Genomic DNA, 19,352 nt, shown 5'->3' with positions numbered 1-19,352 from the left:
TGTGGTATGATAAATGAGTCTACTTTTACAGGGTAGAACTTTATATAAAGTGAGATGAACATTCATGAGCGTAGCCGAATTGAACACGGTCAATATGGCAGAAGTGCTTATTAACGCCTATGAATTGGGCGATATGGTCAACCGATCCTTTGAAGTATCGGATTATTTATATTGGAAACAGCGTGTGGAATTGAACCCGTCTATTCAGGCGTGTGTACGCAAGCTGGATGCCAAAAAGGAGCTATTCGCGGAAACGGAGCGTTTTGGGCATTTTCATCCGAACTATCATGAAGCGAAGGATGCAGTGCAGGTCGTTGAGCTGGAACTGGAACAATTCGTGGATGTTAAGGAGTTCAAACGAGCCGAAAAGGCGCTGGATGATATGCTTCATGCCATGTCTGAAACGATTGCATATTCCGTGTCCGAGACCATTAAGGTGCCGAGCAATGATCCGAATGTGAAAAAGGGCGGATGTGGCAGCGGAGGGAAATGCTCCTGTGGATAGGTCATAGGAATGATACCGAGTGGAGGGGAGATGAAGCGAATGTTTGCCGAGCGGACAGGGTACATCATTTGGGTAAGCGATATCAAGGCTGCCCGCAATCTGGAGAAATACGGAAATGTCCACTTTATTTCAAAGCGTATGCATTATGTAGTTATATATATGAATGCGGATCGGGCAGAAGATACCGTTAAAAATATTCGCAGACTTTCCTATGTGCGTAAGGTCGAGCGCTCTTTTCGAAATGAGATTAGGACGGAGTACAACGACGATAAGGAAAAGATGAAAGAATATGAAATATAAGCTTCTAATGTCTATAAATTGTAAAATATTCTTAAAAGGTCAGCCTACGGGCTGGCTTTTTTTTGTAAAGCCAGGACTTTTGCATAATGGTCTTAATGCTGTTAGACCTAAAAAATCTTTAAAAATCACCCATAAACTTCAATTTTGTAACTTGTAGTCCCGGGTCTGTTGAGGTAACATATGAATATATTGGTAGATATAAAGACCTATCTGGTGGGGAGAGTGATCCCGTGCGTGACAAAGCAATGCAGCGATGGAGTACATACGAACCGTTCTACGTGGAGATGGGCGATAAAAAAGTCGCCGATATCGTGATTACAAATCATGCGAAAACTCGCTACTTAGATCGGATAGAGCAGAAACAGTCCGAGACGAATCATATCGCCGCCTGGCTTTGGGAATGCCTGAAGCAAAACAGGATGGAGTCCTACTATCATAACGAAGAGGATGTATATTTAATTGATGGTGATCTGGTCGTCGTGGCCGAATTTGGAGAGTTGCCCGGCGAGATGGATATTGCGGGGAATCCGCTGCACAAGATGATTGTCATTACCTTTTTGGGCCGGATGTCGGAGACCATTGAATTAAGGGATTTGAAGTCATACTATTCATGGCTACGCCATTCGCGGCGCATGACACTGATGAAAAGCACTCGTAAGCAAAAATAGACGGTGATTGGGCGGTCGGCCCTAGGCGAAAAAATCTCCGAACTTATGATTACCGTCAACTTTGAGTAGAAAGTATGCAGTTATTAGCTGCATGCTTTTTTTATTTCCGTCAATATAACTCTCCAATTCGGTAAGTTTACTTGGAAATACTTCGACAGATGTTTTTCTTATGTTAAAATAGGGAGATCAGAGGGGAGAGGGCTGTCAGTATGAACTTTCATCAGTTGCACATTTTTTATACCGTAGCGGAGCGCGGAAGCTTCTCGGCGGCGGCACAAGCGCTGCATATGACACAACCTGCGGTGACGATGCAAATTCAGTCTTTAGAAGATTATTTCGGCACGAAGCTGCTGCAACGTTCGACTAAAAAAATCGAGCTTTCAGAGGCGGGAGCGACACTATTGCCTTTTGCGAAAAAAAGCATGCAACTGATCAGGGAAGCTGACGAGGCGATGTCTGCTTTTACTCACATGCTGGAGGGAAGATTGCATATTGGCGCCAGCCTAACGATTGGTGAGTATATTGTACCAAGAATGTTGGGGCCGTTTGGCCAGGAATACCCTCATATACGTATGGCGATGAATGTGATGAATACGACTCAAATTATGGATGATATACTAAAACATCAGTTGAATTTAGGACTGATTGAGGCCCCAGTCCAGCATCCAGATATCGTGGTGGAACCTGTGATGCAGGACGAACTGAAACTGATTGTGCCTTCAGGACATGCGCTGGCCAAGGCTAAAAAAGTGGTTCTGGAAGATGTGTTTAAGCATCCTTTTGTAGCCAGAGAAAAGGGATCTGGTACACGTCAAGTGATAGAAGATGAGCTGAAAAGTCGTGGTGTGGATGCCTCCCGACTTGGTATTGTAATGGAGATGGGGAGCACTGGAGCGGTCAAATCGGCGGTAGAGGCTGGACTGGGTATTACCATGCTATCACCTTCTTCGGTGAAGCATGAAGTTGCGCTCGGATTGTTGAAAATTGTAAACATTTCAGATATCACGTTCAAACGAGAATTTTATGCAATTCATTTGAAGTCGGCGTTGTTGCCGATTCCGGTAGTAACCTTCCTGTCTTACTTGCGTCGTCATGATCAGGGAACGGACGTGCAGAGGGACTCGCAGGACGAGCTTGCAAAGCTGAAAGAGAAGGAGGATGCATAATGAAGGAGCAGATTAGCGTAAAACGATATGATTTACATACACACACCCTAGCATCTGACGGTATGCAGCCACCTGTAGATAATGTGCGCTGGGCCAAGGAAAAAGGACTGGCAGGTGTGGCCATTACAGATCATGATACGGTAGCTGGCTTGGAAGAAGCTCTGGAGGAGGGAAAACGCATAGGAATTACTGTGGTGCCAGGAGTGGAAATTAGTACTCGAGCTGGCGGTAAGGATATTCATATACTGGGTTATTTTATGGATTACCGCAATAAAGTGTTTTTGGAGCGGTTGGAAAAGCTTCGCCAGGCGCGGGATACCCGTAATGATTTGATTTTAAGTCAATTGCGTAGTCTGGGCGTGGAAATCACACTGGATGAAGTGGTGGCTACGATGGGCAGACCGCTGGCACCAGATGAAAGCATTGGACGTCCGCATATGGCGGATACGCTGGTTCAAAAGGGATATGCGAAGGATATGCGAGACGCGTTTGACCGTTACTTGGCGGAAGGAGCGCCCGGATATGTGTCTGTACCCCGTGTAGAGCCTGCGGAGGCCATAAACTGGATTCGTGAAGCAGGAGGGGTACCTGTGGTGGCCCACCCTGGCTTGTACGGAAATGATGAGCTGGTTCGCTCAATTATAGAGGAGGCGAAGCCTGTGGGCTTGGAGGTGCGACATTCGGACCATGATGCTGAGGCTGAGAGCCGATATACTGCGATGGCGGCGCAGTATGGGCTTATTGCAACTGGCGGCTCGGATTTTCACGGTGCACGCCAAGGTGTTGTTTTCCACGGTGATCTGGGTAGCCGTAGTGTGGAAGGTCAGGTTGTCGAGGAATTGAGGAAGGCTGCTGTTGGACAAAAGTAAATAAAAAGCCCCTTGCCTTATGCATGGAACACAAGAAGTGTACCGTGCAAAGAACAAAGGGCTTTTTTTGTGGATTCAATAGGCTAGTGAGACTTAGCCGTTTTTGATGCGATTCGGCATTTTTTTGATCAGCTCCTCGTCGGGTGTAATGAAGAGCGTACGCTGATGGTCGTAGATGACAAAGCCGGGTTTGGCTCCGCTGGGCTTACGTACATGCCGAATCAGGGTGGCGTCCACAGGTACACTGCTGGATTGCTTGGCCTGGCTAAAATAGGCAGCGAGTTGAGCTGCTTCCTCTAGCGTCGTATCCCCGAATTGCTCAGCACGTATAACGACGTGTGACCCCGGAATATCCTTTGTGTGCAACCAGGTGTCATTTGGTCCGGCCAGTCGATTTGTCACATATTCATTTTGCAAGTTGTTTTTGCCGACCAGTAACTCGATACCTTCGGATGATGTATAGACGTGCAGGGTTGGACGGTCGTTTTTCTTCTTTTTCTTTCCTTTTTTGACCCGATCTCTGAGATAGCCCTGCTGAACCAGTTCTTCACGTATTTCCTCAATGTCATTCATAGAGGCATGGGCTAGCTGCTGAAGAAGATTGTCCATATAACGGATTTCTTCGTGCGTTTTCTCCAGTTGTTCATCAATGACAGCCAAGCTGTTTTTATATTTGTTGTATTTTTTAAAATACCGTTGTGCATTATCCGACGGGTTGAGTAGTGGGTCCAGTGGGATGGTCATTGGACGCTGTTCCTCATCATAAAAGTTAGTGAGCGTCACTTCATTGTCCCCTTTTTTCACCTCATGCAGCGAAGCAAACAGCAACTCTCCATAAATGCGAAATTGATCGGCATCTTCCGCCTCGGCCAAATCCTGATGGAGATAGTCGAGTTTTTTTAGGTTTTTACTCCGCTCGTTTTGCAGAAACCGCAGTAGGTCACTGACCTTTTGCTTAACCGTATCCCTTTCTGCTTTTTCACCGAAGAAGTCCTCCATACACTCACTAATAGTAGCGTACTCCTTACGTCCTTCTTGGATCAACGTCAGTGGAATGGCTGAGAATATCACTTTATCTTGTGCGTTTAGTCCAGATACCGGCTGAAAACGATGATTCCGCACGTCATCCATGATGTGACTGAATGTCCTCCATAGTGAACGATCACTATCACCAGATACTTCATTAGTTACTCGAGCTAGTATCTCTTCAGCAATGAGGGGACTGAGTCCAGTAAAAGTGTTCACGATCCAGCGTTTGGGAGCTTCTTCGGCCTCGATCGCTGTTTGATACGAGGATATGAAGGCTGCCTCTTCCGTTTCTAGTGGATTCAGCTTGTTTTGTTCAGGAGGCTCCGTGTATTGAAAGCCAGGCATAATGACCCGATAGCTGCTGATAGACGGTGTGACATGATGAATGCCATCCAGCATCACGCCTGTTTCCGGGTCAAGCAAAATAATGTTGCTGTGTCTACCCATCAGTTCAATGATAATTCGTTTGAGTGAAATATCTCCCAGTTCATCACGTTGACGTATATCCATGTGAATAATACGCTCCATGCCCACCTGCGTGATTTTCTCAATAACGCCTCCTTCGCAATGCTTGCGAAGGAGCATACAAAACATAGGGGCTTCTGTCGGATTAAGAAAGCTTTGTTCTGTAAAATGTACACGCGGGAAGGTCGGATTAGCCGACAGCAGCAGCTTTACGCTTCCGCCTTGTGCCCGCAGATTCAGCATGATATCGCGATCATTTGGCTGATGTATCTTATTAATGCGCCCGCCCCGGATGCCTTGCAGTTCGTGTACGATAGCGCGGGTTACGATTCCGTCCAATGCCATAATTATGTTCTCCTTTGAAGCAAATGTATTTTCGCCTTCCTTCTATGATACATAACTTTGGGACAAAACTTAAGCGGCTTTGTGATATTTCAGGTCCTGTCCGAATAGATTGAATCTAGAAAGTCTGTCCAGCTTATCAGCAATCGCGGCACAAAAATATAATAACGGGCAGCCATCCTACGCACAACCGACGGAAACGGACTATCTGACCGGGAGGGAATTGGGGAGAATGGAACAAGCACACTGGCACCAATTAAGCAATGAACAGCTTTCAACAAGTCTGGAAGTCGACCCGAAGCAGGGTCTTTCGGAGGAACAGCTTGCGGAACGAAGAGAAAGGTCAGGATGGAATGAGCTGAGCGAGGGGAAGCGAGTTTCGGCAATCTTGCTGCTGCTCAACCAGTTCAAGGATTTTATGATGCTCGTATTGATGGGAGCGACCCTGATATCCGGCCTGCTTGGCGAATATTTGGACGCGATTACCATTATTGCTATTGTTGTACTGAATGGAATTCTCGGCTTTGTACAGGAATTCAGAGCTGAGCGTTCATTGCGAGCTTTGAGACAACTGTCGGCTCCAACCTCCAAAGTGTTGCGGGGCGGCAAACGAATTCAAGTTCAGGCCAGAGAGCTGGTTCCGGGTGATATTGTGCTGTTGGAAAGTGGTGATCGCATTCCCGCAGATGTAAGGTGGTTGAGTACGAACGGCTGTGATGTAGAGGAGTCTGCCTTGACGGGGGAATCAGTTCCGGTGAGTAAGCATTCCCGTCCTATTCATGCCGCCGAAGTACCACTCGGGGATCAAAAAAACATCGGTTTTATGGGCACGATGATGACCAGAGGAACCGCACAAGGAATGGTTATACGTACAGGTATGAGTACCGAAATGGGTAAGATCGCAGACTTGATTGAAAATACGGAGTCGCAGGAGACACCGTTGCAGCACAGATTGGAGCAATTGGGCAAAATTTTGATTATCGTAGCGTTGGCGCTAACGGTGCTCGTTGTCGTAGCAGGCATTTTACATGGACAGCCAGCCATGAGCATGTTCTTGGCCGGAGTGAGCTTGGCTGTGGCGGCCATACCGGAAGGGTTGCCGGCTATTGTGACAATTGCGCTCGCATTGGGTGTGCAGCGTATGATTAAACGAAAGGCGATTGTGCGTAAGCTGCCTTCTGTTGAAACGCTCGGCTGTGCATCAGTCATTTGTTCCGACAAAACGGGCACCCTGACCCAAAATAAAATGACAGTCACCAAGCTATGGCTGGACGGTCGCTTCTGGGGAGTTACGGGAGAGGGCTACGACCCACACGGGCATATTATGGATAGAGACCTTCCTGCTGATCTTAAAAACGGACAATCTCTGCGTAGACTGCTACAAGCCAGTGTACTTTGCAACAATGCTGAAATTGTTCAAGCTGATAAAGAGGAGTTGCGTTCGAAAAAGAAGACCAAAGAGCCGACGCCGTCCGCCGTTTGGGAGCTGAAGGGTGACCCGACGGAAGGAGCACTGGTCACGTTAGCTGCCAAGGGCGGGGTCACGAGACAAGGGCTATATGAGCTGTACACAAGGGAGCGAGAATTCCCTTTTGACTCGGATCGGAAGCGAATGTCGGTACTCGTACGCCACCAGGGAGGACACATCGTCTTTGCCAAAGGTGCGCCGGATGTGCTGCTGGGTCAGTGCTCCTACATTTTATGGGAAGGAAATGTCGTTCCGTTAACGGGCACGCTGCGCCAAAAGGTACTGGCAGCTAACGAAGGAATGGCCTCAGAGGCGCTGCGTGTACTTGGTGTCGCTTACCGTGATATCCGCTCGCATGAGCGTGTCTCCACGGTTGAGGAGGCTGAAGCACAGCTGATCTTTATCGGGCTGACAGGCATGATTGATCCGCCACGTCGCGAGGTTCGCGAAGCCATTGGCAAGTGCCGTCGTGCTGGCATTCGCACTGTGATGATTACCGGAGATCACGGTACAACTGCAGAAGCCATAGCACAGCAGTTGGGCATTCTTCAGCGCGGCTCCCATGTGTTGACAGGACAGGAATTGTCTGTGATGGATGATGCGGCGCTGGACAAAGCTGTTGATACCGTCTCTGTGTATGCACGGGTTTCGCCGGAGCACAAGCTACGGATCGTCAAGTCACTGCAAAGACGCGGACATGTCGTAGCTATGACCGGAGATGGCGTCAATGACGCTCCAGCGATAAAGGCGTCGGACATCGGTATTGCGATGGGCATTACGGGGACGGACGTGACCAAAGAAGCGGCTGCGCTTGTACTGAGTGATGATAATTTCTCAACGATTGTAGCTGCAATTGAGGAAGGACGGAATATTTACGAGAATATCCGTAAATTTATCCGTTATCTACTCGCCTCCAATGTTGGTGAGATTTTGACGATGTTCTTTGCCATGATGGCCGGGCTGCCATTACCTTTGTTACCGATCCAGATTTTATGGGTGAATCTGGTGACAGATGGCCTACCAGCGATGGCTCTGGGGGTGGACCAGCCAGAAAAGGATCTCATGGAGCACAAACCTCGTGGCGCAAAGGAAAATATTTTTGCTCGTCGACTGGGCTGGAAAATCATTAGTCGTGGCTTGTTGATTGGTTTATGCACGCTAGCGGCCTTCTGGCTGACATTACGTATTGCACCGGATGACGCAGGACAATTGATCAAAGCACAGTCCGTTGCCTTTGCTACGCTAGTTCTGGCACAGTTAATTCATGTATTTGATTGCCGTAGTTCCCGTTCTATTTTCCATCGTAATCCGTTTCAAAATAGTTATCTCGTGCTTGCCGTGCTCTCTTCCGTAGTGTTAATGCTGCTGGTTATGTATGTGCCTGTGCTGCAACCTATTTTCAAAACGGTACCGCTTGGATTGCGTGAGTGGGCGCTATCCATTGTGGCAGCCGGGATTCCTACGTTTCTTATGGGAGCGGGAAGTGTATGGGGCGGTCGACGCAACCGTCGTCGCGGCGGAAATACACACTTTTCAGCGGGACGTACGAAGTTTTCAGCCTAGAAATCGGGTCATGTATACCGCATCGCTTTCCCACTATTGCCCTGTATGATATCATGGGGATCAAAGCTTCATGAGGAACATGATATCAGCAGCAACGGCGGAGGTAAGCTATGGAATTCACAAAAATGAACGGTCTAGGTAATGATTTTATCGTTTGGTTTGGGCATCAGGATTTGCCGTCTGACGCCTCGGAATTAGCTGTTCGGCTATGTGATCGACATTTTGGTATTGGTGCCGATGGGTTGGTATATATATTGCCGTCACAAAAAGCGGATTTCTGCATGCGTATCATTAACTCGGACGGCTCGGAGGCCGAGCAATGCGGTAATGCTATCCGTTGTGCTGCTAAATACGTATATGACCGTAAGCACATCAACCGTGAACAGATCACGATCGAGACACTGGGTGCAGGGGTACAGCAGGTCGAACTAACTGTAGAGAACGGACTTGTTCGTATGGTGAAGGTGGATATGGGAGAGCCGATTCTTGAGGGTTTGAAGATTCCAACTACACTGGATCTGTCTAGCGTAATTAATGAGCCCATTGAAGCTGGCGGAAGTGGTTTTCGCTTTACGGCTGTATCTATGGGGAATCCGCACTGTGTCATTTATGTGGATGATGCGCCAAGCTTTGATCTGGAAGCCTGGGGGCCGAAGCTGGAATGCCATCCGCTGTTCCCTAAAAAGACAAATGTTGAGTTCGCCACGGTACGTAGCCGGAAGCATATAGATATGAGAGTATGGGAGAGGGGAGCCGGACCAACGCTAGCTTGTGGAACCGGAGCCTGTGCTACACTTGTTGCTTCTGTACTAAATGGATACAGCGACCGTCACGCCATTGTAAGCCTGAAGGGCGGCGACCTGGATATCGAATGGAGCGAGGACGATAATCACATATATATGACGGGCCCGGCTGAGATCGTGTACGAAGGTCGTCTGTTCTAAATCATGTGAACTTTAAAAATAGCGTGCAACTGGCCTATGAATCGTATAGAAGTGAGTGAAAAGAGGACCTTAGTAGGTCTTCTTTTTTTGGACTTACATGCCACTGTATACAAGGAATACGATGAACAAAGCAACATTCTGTCTTTTTTTGGCGCCTGAACGATGTATAATATAGAAAATGAGAAAACAATAAGGAGGCCGTTCATAGTGCGGAAATTTCGTTGGATTTCAGCAGTTGCAGTCCTCATATTTGTAGCCACCGCGCTTCCGGTTCAGGCGGCGACCATCCCTGCTGGCGCGGAAACGACGGACAAGCAGGTTGGCTCGCTAACTCCGACAGTGGTAAGCCGTTTAGAAAAAGCGGTGCAAGAACTCATCGGTTCAAAGACAGCATTTCAATTTGACGATGTGACAGATATGGGGAAAACTTGGATTGTAGAAGGCGAACTGGAAGATGGAACTGCTACGTTGCAGACAGAATATAATAAAGAAAAAAACAGAGTGGATTCTACAACCATACGATATAAAATAAGCAGCTTAGGAAAGGCGATGAACGCGCCACTCAAGACGAAAGTGCTAAACAGCGCCAAAGCGTTTGACAGCAAGCGTCCTTTGCAATTTGAAGCATTCTGGCGGGTCAAATCCCCTTATCAGTCCAACAAGCCTTCAAATTACTGGGTATTTTGGGGCGCAGGAGAACAAGCTTCCTCGTTGTATGTGGATGTGGATCGAGGTAACGCTATTACCATCAACGCGGACTATGCGCTGAAGCAGGTGGACCCTTTGTTACTGAACCGTGCAATGAACACATTTAAGCGTGTGAGTGGACAGCGAATCAAGGTACAGCACGCTTCACGGTACAAGGACGAGACGAAGGGACTTTCATATTGGTCGTTCGAGGATGCAAACGAGGCGAGTGAGGTCAAAATTAGCGCGGTAACCGGTAAAGTGCTGGCCGTATCCACCTATGGGGTGGACTGGAATGATGACGCAGATTTCAAAAAAACATTTGCAAGCCCGAAATATACTGCCTCAGAAGCTTTGAAGCTAGTCAAGCCCAAGGCTCAAATGTTGTTTAATATCAATTTGTCGGGCTATAAAGTGAAAGTTCAAGGGAATCAATATACGTTCTCGAAGCAGCAAAAGGGAACGGATTCTATTGTGGCTAAAGTGAATAAAAAAGGGACTTTTTACGCTTACTCTCTTCATTCTTCTGATGGGAAAATGCCATGAAAATGTAGTAGGAAATAGAAAAGATAAATCAAGTCGTTTCACTCCTGAGATCATTTTGTCGGGGAGTGGGGCGGCTTTTTTTGTTTTTGGCTTATGTTTATAGTCTCTTTATGTTACATTAGTATGAAAATAAAGAGCGGGGTGGAGCAGAGGACATGAAACCGGATTTGCGTACTGTGCTGAATCGTGAAATTATTGTCGGAGACGGCGCAATGGGGACTTTTTTATATCAGCTAGGATTTCCAGTCAATACGTCTTTCGAAGAACTGAACATCACTTCGCCTGACGTTATATCAGACGTGCATGGTCAATATTTAAGTGCAGGAGCTCGATTGCTGGAGACTAATACATTTTCTGCAAATGATTATAAGTTAGCCCGGTTTGGACTGGAATCTAAGGTAGAAGAGATCAATCGTGCCGGTGTGAGAATTGCCAGAGCTGCGGCCGGACCTGAACATTATGTGGTAGGTGCGGTGGGTTCCATATGTGGGGGCAAACGGCTTAACATATCCAAGCTGGAGCTGGCAAGAAACTATGAGCAGCAAATTGATGCCCTTCTCTCCGAAGGAGTCGACGGCATTCTGTGCGAAACGTTTTATTCACTGGATGAAATACGCATTGCGCTTCACAGTGTACGTAAATACAGTGACATTCCGGTAATTTGTCAGTTTGCAGTTGATCAGGTTGGTCGTACCCAGGATGGTTTTTTAGTTGCGGAAGCTTTTTCGGTGCTGCGTAATGAGGGGGCAGACATCCTTGGATTTAACTGTCACTCGGGTCCGCAGGGAATTATGAGTGTAATGGAGCAGCTGGATGGCCCTTTGTCTGTACCGCTGTCCGTATATCCGAATGCGGGACTAGCAGATTATGTGGACGGTCACTATGTATACGGTGCATCACCTGAGTATTTTGGGGAATGTGCCAAGTCCTTTGTAGACCTGGGGACGAGGCTGCTCGGTGGTTGCTGCGGAACTACACCGGACCATATTGCAGCTATCTCAAAAGCTTTGAACCGTTTGCAACCGCCTCCGCTGGCTTCAAAAGAAGCTCTGTCGAAAGAGTCCTTTCAAGTGGCGGAGCAGATTGCAGATGAAGGGGAACGAGGAAATGGCAGACATACCAGCGAGCCCAACATTGTGGATCTGGTTAAGGAACGACATACGGTCATTGTAGAACTGGATCCTCCGCGCGATCTGGACATTACGAGGTTTATGCAAGGTGCTCATGCGTTGAAGAAAGCCGGGGCCGACGCACTTACACTGGCTGACAACTCGCTTGCAGTTACTCGTATGAGCAACATGGCGCTTGGACATTTGGTCAGTATTGAAACAGGTTTGCGCCCATTAATTCATATAGCTTGTCGTGATCGCAATCTGATTGGTACTCAATCCCACATGATGGGTTTTGACGCGCTCGGTATTGACCATGTACTGGCGGTTACTGGCGATCCGGCGCGGTTTGGTGATTTGCCAGGCGCCAGTTCGGTGTATGATATGACCTCTTTTGAAATCATACGCATGATCAAGCAATTAAATGATGGTGTTGCATTTTCCGGTAAGCCACTGAAGCAGAAGGCTAATTTTGTGGTAGGTGCCGCATTTAATCCTAACGTCAAGCATTTGGGTAAAGCCGTGCAGCGATTAGAGAAGAAAATTGCCTCCGGAGCTGATTATGTTATGACTCAGCCCGTTTACGACCACGAGCTCATTGCAGCCATCGCGGAAGCGACACGACATTTGGAAGTACCGATTTTTATCGGTATTATGCCGCTGGCTAGTGGGCGCAATGCAGAATACTTGCACAATGAAGTGCCAGGCATTCAGTTATCCGATGAGGTACGTGCACGTATGTCTGGTCTTGAGGGTCCGGAAGGACGAGCAATGGGCGTGTCTATTGCCAAGGAGTTACTCGATACGGCAATGGAACATTTTAATGGTATCTATTTTATGACTCCATTTATGTTCTATGAAATGACAGCTGAATTGACTTCTTACGTATGGCAAAAATCAGGCCGCGTACAGGCCCCCTTGTTTCGACTATAATAATCAATTACAATAGTATAATGGATGTGATGCCGATGTCATTGAGTATGACCGGATACGGTCAAGCCATCCTTCATTATGAGGGCTATAAAGTGCGCTTGGAATTGAAATCGGTGAATCACCGCTATTGCGAAGTGATGATGAGAATTCCGCGCGAATGGACTCGTTACGAAGATGGCTTGAGAAGAACGGTTCAACAGCAGATTAAACGCGGTCGTATCGATGTCTTCATCCACAGAGAACGTGATGAAGAACAGATGCCCGCCGCGCGGTTGAATGACACTGTGGTGCAGGCTTACCTGCATGCAGCGGAGCAGCTGGCGGATCGTTATGGAGTGAAAGGAACGTTAGGGATAAGCGATATTCTTGCTTTGCCTGACGTTCTGGGTGAGCCTGGAGAGGCTTGCCATGGAGACGAAGAGGACTGGGAAGAGCAACTACAGCGAGCTTTGAATGAAGCTTTGCAAGGTTTACTGGAGATGAGAAGGCGAGAAGGCGGGCATTTGGCGCAAGATGTGGAATCCCGTATTTTACGGCTGGAATCCCTGCATCATGAAATGACGGTGCTGGCTCCTCATGTTGTGAGCGACTACCGTAACAGGCTGAAACACAGGCTTAAAGAGCTTCAGGACGGTTCATTTACGCTTGATGAACATAAGTTCGGAATGGAGATTGCGTTATTCGCGGATCGCAGCAATATTGATGAGGAACTTACCCGGCTTCAAAGTCACTTTGGACAGTGCAAGGGATTGCTGCTGTCAGACGAGCCGGCCGGTCGCAAATTAGATTTTTTAATCCAGGAAATGAACAGGGAAGTCAACACGATCGGCTCCAAGGCTAATCATCTCACATTGGTTAATTTGGTCGTTGAGATGAAAGCAGAGCTCGAGAAAATTCGTGAGCAGGCTGCAAATATTGAGTAGCTACCTGGTAGCGGCACGGCTGCAAGAGTCACATGTATAGGGGGAAAGACCTGAATATGGCAATCAAATTGATCAATATTGGTTTCGGCAATATCGTGTCGGCCAACCGAATTATCTCCATCGTCAGTCCGGAGTCTGCTCCGATCAAGCGGATTATACAGGAAGCCAGGGACCGTCATATGCTAATTGATGCTACCTATGGCCGCCGGACGCGGGCTGTTATTATTACAGACAGTGATCATGTAATCCTGTCTGCGGTGCAGCCGGAGACGGTCGCTCATCGCCTATCCACTAAAGATGATGACAATGACGAATAAAAATGGAGTGTACTATGGCTAAGGGATTATTATTTGTAATATCCGGACCTTCGGGTGTCGGTAAAGGGACGGTAGGCAACGCATTGCGTGATAAGCTACCAGAGATAACATACTCCGTTTCTGCTACAACTCGAACACCTCGTTCAGGCGAACAGGATGGAGTGACCTATTTTTTTAAAACGCGTGAAGAATTTTTGGGTATGATTGAACGAGATGAAATGCTGGAGTATGCTGAGTATGTAGGGAACTATTATGGTACTCCACGTGATTTTGTAGATCAGACGCTTGCGCAGGGAAAAGATATTTTTCTGGAGATTGAAGTTCAGGGAGCGCTAAAGGTTAAAGAAAAATTTCCAGAAGGCATATTCATCTTTCTGCTTCCGCCTTCGCTAGACGAATTAAAGGATAGAATCCGGGGACGGGGCACAGAAACTCAAGCGACCATAGACCACCGTATGTCGGTAGCTGTGGATGAAATGAATTTGTTGCGTCACTATGATTATGCGGTCGTCAATGATGAGATTGATTTCGCTTGTAAACGAATAGAATCCATTATTATCGCCGAACATTGTAAGGTTCATCCTTAAACGAGGGCTTTACATATGCCAAGCGTACCTAAAGAGAAATAATACTGTATAAGCTGAGGTTGAAGGTGTACACTGGAGTTCAGCTTATACAGTCCCAAAACTACATGAAGAGGTGTCTATTCGTGCTGTATCCTTCCATTGATGAAATGATGAAAAAGGCAGATAGTAAGTATTCGTTGGTTGTAGCGGCTTCACGTCGTGCCAGACAGTTGCGCGAGGGTGAAAAGACGACTCTCAAGAATCCTAAATCCCACAAACAGGTTGGAGTGGCGTTGGAAGAGATTTACGCGGATCATCTGCGTCTTGAAAGCGGCGAAGACGAGTAAGAATTATACACAACTATTATAACCGGGCGCAATGCCAATTCCTTTGACAACCGCAAGGTTGTTATTTTTTTAGGTCAGGGGGAGTTAACGATGTTGAAGGGAAAAGTTATTATTCTTGGTATAACTGGCGGAATTGCTGCTTACAAAGGGGCTGCGCTGTGCAGTAGGTTGACGCAAAAGGGAGCCGAGGTTCATGTGATTATGACGGCCTCTGCCAAGGAGTTTATTACCGAACTTACGTTGCAGTCGCTCTCTCGTAATCCGGTGTACAGTGACACATTTGATGAAAGAGAGCCGTCAGTCGTATCCCATATTCATCTGGCGGATGCGGCTGATTTGGTGCTTGTTGCTCCTGCAACTGCGAATATTATCGGGAAAATGGCGCATGGTCTTGCTGATGATATGCTGTCTACAACGCTGCTGGCTACAACAGCGCCTATTATGGTGGCCCCTGCGATGAACGTACATATGTACACTCATCCGGCAGTCATGCAAAATATGGAGACGCTTGTATCACGTGGCGTGAAGATGATTGAGCCTGGTGAAGGATTACTGGCTTGCGGTTACGTTGGCAAAGGACGTTTGGAAGAGCCGGACACAATTGTGCAAACCATAGAGCGCTTTTTTGATCAGCAAGCTCAGGAACAAAAAACCAACATCAAGTCTGAACCACGATGGTTTGGTGGCGAATCTATGGAGGCTCAAGTGCCTGAGTCACTTGTGAATGAGAATGAATCGGTGCTTTCAGGCAAAAAAGTCATTGTAACGGCTGGAGGCACGATCGAGCGAATTGATCCAGTGCGTTATATCACAAATGATTCATCTGGCAAAATGGGCTTTGCCATTGCAAAAGTGGCTCAGGAGATGGGTGCAGAGGTGCACTTGATTGCTGCCAATACCAGCGCGGAACCGCCTGCTGGTATTATGCTTGAAAGAGTCCAGTCAGCTGAAGACATGTACGCCGCTGTATTAAAGCAATGGGAAACGAGCGATATGGTCGTTATGGCTGCTGCAGTTGCAGATTATCGACCACGTGAGATTGCACAGACCAAGATCAAGAAAAAAGATAGTGTATTTACGCTAGAGCTAGTGAAGAACGTCGATATTCTAGAATCACTCGGACAGAGTAAGAAACATCAATTTTTAATTGGCTTTGCAGCTGAAACCGAACATTTGGAGACGTATGCGATAGATAAATTAGAACGTAAAAATTGTGATTTGATCGCGGCAAACGATGTAACTGTGAATGGTGCTGGTTTTGGCGTCGATACGAATGCTGTTCAAATTTATGACCGAAGCGGGATCGTAGAGCGTATTCCTGTACAGTCAAAGGAAGAAGTTGCGCGTAAGTTGCTTACTATAGCCGCGGGACGCATGGGTGGGGTGCTGCATTAATGGAGACGGGCAATTTAGTTGCCAAGGTCATTGTCGATGTACCTGCCAAGGATACGGACCGCACCTTCGATTATCTGATACCAGACTCAATGAGACCTTGGATTGAGCCGGGTAGCCGGGTAGCTGTGCCATTTGGCAAACGGACGGTGCAGGCTTTTGTCATCTCGGTAGTCCCAGCTGATGATCCACCGAAATACAGGATGAGAGCGATCCAGGAGTTACTGGATTTGGTACCACCCTTATCTGCCGACCTAGTCGAACTGGGCAAATGGATGAGCGAACGTTATGCTTGTAATCAAATTATGGCACTGCAAGTGATGATTCCTACCGCGCTCAAGGGCAAAGCAGAACGTTATATCTCAATTGCCGAACAGCATGAGTTAACGCATCCACAGCGTACTATACAACCGAATCAGGGCGATGAACTCGAATGGGCACTTCTGACCGACGATGGTATGAGTGATCCGACGGAGCGTCGGATTGTTAGCTTCATTCAGGAGAAGGAGCAAGTCCCATTGCAGCAACTGAGTCGACGTTTCCCTGAGGAAGCAGAGGTTATTAAATCACTGTTACGCCGGGGTGTGCTTCAGGAAAGTCAAGTTATTAAAGACAAACTCGGCAAAAAGACCATGAAATCCGTTGATCTGGCTATCGGCATAGACGAGGCATCAACGGCGCTGGAGCAATTTTCTGCCAAAGCGCAGCGTCAGCGGGAGGTACTTGCTTTTTTGCTGGAACGTAGCGAGTTTCTGCCTCTGTCGCTGAAGGAGGTCATGACCTCACTGAGTGTATCGGCAGCAACGGTTAAGGCGCTGGAAGATAAGGGCTACGTGTTGCTGGAGGATGTCGAAGTGTTCCGCGACCCATACCGGGGCAGACACTTCAAGCCTACAGAGCCACTCCCTCTCACGGCAGAGCAGCAATCGGTATATGAACGGATTATTCGCCAGCTGGACACGCGTGAGCAAGGAGCTTATTTGTTGCATGGAGTCACAGGGAGCGGTAAGACGGAAATCTATCTACAGACGATTCAGCGTTGTATCGAGCAGAATCGGCAGGCCATTGTGCTGGTACCTGAAATATCATTAACCCCACAAATGGTTGAGCGTTTTAAAGGCCGGTTTGGCGATCAGGTAGCAGTGATGCACAGTAGGTTGTCCGGGGGGGAACGATACGATGAGTGGCGCAAAATACGTGAAGGCCGTGTGAAAGTGGCGATTGGTGCTCGCTCGGCAGTATTTGCGCCTTTTCGTGAGTTAGGTCTTATTATTATGGATGAGGAGCACGAAACGTCCTACAAGCAGGAAGAGACACCTAAATACCATGCGCGTGATGTCGCTATTCGCAGAGCCCATCAGCATGGGGCTGTCGTTATTCTCGGCTCGGCAACACCGTCGCTGGAAAGCTACTATGCGGCTCGCTCACAAAGCAACGACGAGTTTGCGCCGTTGCTGCTTGAAATGCCAACTCGCGCATTGGGGAACACGTTACCCGAAGTACATATCATGGATATGCGTGAGGAACTGCGTGCTGGCAACCGCTCTATGTTCAGCCGTGCGTTGCATAATGGAATTGCAGAGCGGTTAGAGCGTAAGGAGCAGACGGTACTACTGTTGAATCGGCGTGGGCACTCCACGTTCGTCATGTGCCGTAGCTGTGGCTATGTCGCGGGTTGTCCGCATTGTGATATTTCGCTCACGTATCATCAGCGGTCGAACAATTTACGTTGCCATTACTGTGGTTATTCCGAGCCCGTGCCTCAGACTTGCCCTGAGTGCGGTAGTGAGCATATTCGTTATTTCGGTACAGGTACCCAGCGAGTGGAAGAAGAGCTGGCGAAGCTATTCCCCGGTATACGTGTTGTTCGAATGGATGTTGATACAACGACAGAAAAAAATGCCCACGAAAAGCTTCTCAAGCAATTTCGTGATAAAAAAGCGGACGTGCTGCTCGGTACTCAAATGGTTGCCAAAGGCCTGGACTTTCCCGATGTGACACTGGTTGGTGTCATTACTGCGGATTCGGCTCTCAATTTACCGGATTTTCGGGCTGCGGAAAAGACATTTCAGCTGTTAACACAAGTAGCTGGACGGGCTGGGAGACATCAATTGCCGGGGGAAGTATTCGTACAATCCTATACTCCAGAGCATTATTCGGTGATTCACGCAAGTCGCCATGATTATGCTTCTTTTGTGAGGGAAGAATTGAAACACCGCCGCAATTTGCACTATCCACCATATTGTCGTCTTATTTTGGTGACCTTTTCTCATGAACAACTCCCGGTGCTGGTCCGACTGGCTGAGAATTATTCAGCAACACTACAGGGACGGGCCAGACAACGGGGCTGGTTCGGGAATATGGATCGTCTTACATCGGATGTACTCGACATTTTGGGGCCAGTAGCTTCACCCATTTCGAGAATCAAGAATAGATACCGATTTCAATGTATGATAAAATGGCGTGGAAATATCGATGCGATTAGTTTGGCTCAGCAAGTAGCTGATGAAATGGCCGAATCCGCACAGGCACAAAAGTTGCTGATTAGTCTGGATGTTGATCCGCAAATGCTTATGTAGAGTGTTGCCACAAAAGTTATTATCACAATTAATGCGGACAAGCCGTCCGTACATAGGATAATGTAGCAGTCGCGTGTGTGATGAATACAGTTAAGCCTAAATGAAACATAAAGAGGAAGGTGTTCTGTTGTCATGTCAATTAGAATTATAGTGTTGGAGCCGGATGACGTATTGCACAAAGTAGCAAAGGAAGTCACTAAAATTACGCCTAACGTGCAAAAGCTGCTCGACGATATGGCAGATACGATGTATGAAGCGGAGGGAGTAGGTCTTGCTGCTCCGCAAGTAGGTATTTTGAAGCGTCTCATTGTTGTAGATGCTGGAGATGAGCATGGATTGATTAAAATGATCAATCCAGAGATCGTGGCCGAAGAAGGGGAGGAATTGGGTCCTGAAGGCTGCCTGAGTATACCTGGGTTGAACGGGGATGTGCGTCGTGCCGAGAAGGTTACAGTCAAGGGACTGGACCGCGAGGGTAAGGCCATTACCGTTACAGCGACAGGATTGCTTTCTCGTGCTTTTCAGCATGAAATTGACCATTTAAATGGAATTTTATTCACGGATATTGCAGAAAAAGTATATGAGGTTGCGCTGGAACAGCCAGGACCGAACCGTCAGATAGGAGAGTGAGGTT

17 protein-coding genes are annotated in these 19,352 nt (G+C 47.6%); 16 read left to right on the top strand and 1 reads right to left on the bottom strand.

All coding sequences use genetic code 11. The features are described 5' to 3' along the window. Positions 1–64 precede the first annotated feature (64 nt). The 5 genes from NSS66_RS09440 (at position 65) to NSS66_RS09420 (ending at position 3,508) form a co-directional block, all read left to right on the top strand. Positions 65–505, top strand: a complete 441-nt coding sequence (locus NSS66_RS09440; RefSeq protein ID WP_013310906.1) for a YlbF family regulator — start codon at positions 65–67, stop codon at positions 503–505. 39 nt (positions 506–544) lie between these two features. Further along, entirely contained in the window at positions 545–805 is a 261-nt protein-coding gene (locus tag NSS66_RS09435) for a YlbG family protein (RefSeq protein WP_023989316.1), read from the top strand. Positions 806–1,035: 230 nt separating this feature from the next. Next, the gene (locus NSS66_RS09430; RefSeq protein ID WP_023989315.1) at positions 1,036–1,473 is read left to right on the top strand and encodes a hypothetical protein; all 438 of its coding nucleotides are present in this window, start codon (positions 1,036–1,038) and stop codon (positions 1,471–1,473) included. A gap of 209 nt (positions 1,474–1,682) precedes the next feature. Then, positions 1,683–2,639 carry a selenium metabolism-associated LysR family transcriptional regulator gene (locus tag NSS66_RS09425; RefSeq protein ID WP_049828338.1) on the top strand — a complete coding sequence of 319 codons (957 nt, stop codon included), beginning with the start codon at positions 1,683–1,685 and terminating at the stop codon, positions 2,637–2,639. Next, complete coding sequence (locus NSS66_RS09420; protein ID WP_340958816.1) at positions 2,639–3,508, top strand: PHP domain-containing protein; 870 nt, start codon at positions 2,639–2,641, stop codon at positions 3,506–3,508. Before NSS66_RS09425 ends, NSS66_RS09420 begins: the two co-directional genes overlap by 1 nt. Positions 3,509–3,601: 93 nt before the next feature. Here the strand turns inward: NSS66_RS09420 and NSS66_RS09415 are convergent, their stop codons facing one another. Beyond that, entirely contained in the window at positions 3,602–5,347 is a 1,746-nt protein-coding gene (locus NSS66_RS09415; RefSeq protein WP_340958815.1) for an Rqc2 family fibronectin-binding protein, read from the bottom strand. A gap of 229 nt (positions 5,348–5,576) precedes the next feature. Here NSS66_RS09415 and NSS66_RS09410 point away from each other — a divergent pair, with 229 nt between their 5' ends. From NSS66_RS09410 to def, 11 genes are all read left to right on the top strand, one after another. After that, on the top strand, positions 5,577–8,375 hold the full coding sequence (locus NSS66_RS09410) for a calcium-translocating P-type ATPase, SERCA-type (RefSeq protein ID WP_340958814.1): 2,799 nt from the start codon (positions 5,577–5,579) through the stop codon (positions 8,373–8,375). A 110-nt stretch (positions 8,376–8,485) separates the two neighbouring features. After that, on the top strand, positions 8,486–9,319 hold the full coding sequence (gene dapF, locus NSS66_RS09405) for a diaminopimelate epimerase (RefSeq protein WP_340958813.1): 834 nt from the start codon (positions 8,486–8,488) through the stop codon (positions 9,317–9,319). A 207-nt stretch (positions 9,320–9,526) separates the two neighbouring features. Beyond that, the gene (locus tag NSS66_RS09400; RefSeq protein WP_023989310.1) at positions 9,527–10,552 is read left to right on the top strand and encodes a hypothetical protein; all 1,026 of its coding nucleotides are present in this window, start codon (positions 9,527–9,529) and stop codon (positions 10,550–10,552) included. Positions 10,553–10,707: 155 nt separating this feature from the next. Further along, entirely contained in the window at positions 10,708–12,594 is a 1,887-nt protein-coding gene (locus NSS66_RS09395; RefSeq protein ID WP_028540559.1) for a bifunctional homocysteine S-methyltransferase/methylenetetrahydrofolate reductase, read from the top strand. A gap of 35 nt (positions 12,595–12,629) precedes the next feature. Continuing rightward, positions 12,630–13,517, top strand: a complete 888-nt coding sequence (locus tag NSS66_RS09390) for a YicC/YloC family endoribonuclease (RefSeq protein ID WP_013310895.1) — start codon at positions 12,630–12,632, stop codon at positions 13,515–13,517. Positions 13,518–13,573: 56 nt separating this feature from the next. Next, positions 13,574–13,834, top strand: a complete 261-nt coding sequence (gene remA / locus NSS66_RS09385; protein ID WP_005548256.1) for an extracellular matrix/biofilm regulator RemA — start codon at positions 13,574–13,576, stop codon at positions 13,832–13,834. 14 nt (positions 13,835–13,848) lie between these two features. Further along, positions 13,849–14,421, top strand: coding sequence for a guanylate kinase (gene gmk, locus NSS66_RS09380; RefSeq protein ID WP_013310894.1), 573 nt, complete (start codon positions 13,849–13,851; stop codon positions 14,419–14,421). A 122-nt stretch (positions 14,422–14,543) separates the two neighbouring features. Next, the gene (rpoZ, locus tag NSS66_RS09375) at positions 14,544–14,747 is read left to right on the top strand and encodes a DNA-directed RNA polymerase subunit omega (protein WP_013310893.1); all 204 of its coding nucleotides are present in this window, start codon (positions 14,544–14,546) and stop codon (positions 14,745–14,747) included. A 90-nt stretch (positions 14,748–14,837) separates the two neighbouring features. After that, positions 14,838–16,142 (top strand): bifunctional phosphopantothenoylcysteine decarboxylase/phosphopantothenate--cysteine ligase CoaBC, encoded by a 1,305-nt coding sequence (gene coaBC, locus NSS66_RS09370; RefSeq protein ID WP_023989307.1) that lies wholly within the window; start codon positions 14,838–14,840, stop codon positions 16,140–16,142. Further along, positions 16,142–18,718 (top strand): primosomal protein N', encoded by a 2,577-nt coding sequence (gene priA / locus NSS66_RS09365; RefSeq protein ID WP_028540561.1) that lies wholly within the window; start codon positions 16,142–16,144, stop codon positions 18,716–18,718. Before coaBC ends, priA begins: the two co-directional genes overlap by 1 nt. A gap of 132 nt (positions 18,719–18,850) precedes the next feature. Then, positions 18,851–19,348: a peptide deformylase gene (def, locus tag NSS66_RS09360; RefSeq protein WP_013310890.1), complete on the top strand. Its 498-nt coding sequence runs from the start codon at positions 18,851–18,853 to the stop codon at positions 19,346–19,348. Positions 19,349–19,352: the final 4 nt, after the last annotated feature.

It is taken from the genome of Paenibacillus sp. FSL R10-2748, from assembly GCF_038005565.1.
Taxonomy (GTDB): Bacteria; Bacillota; Bacilli; order Paenibacillales; family Paenibacillaceae; genus Paenibacillus; species Paenibacillus polymyxa_B.
Note: the sequence above shows the minus strand (reverse complement) of the source record. Positions and strands in the feature narration are given on the sequence as shown.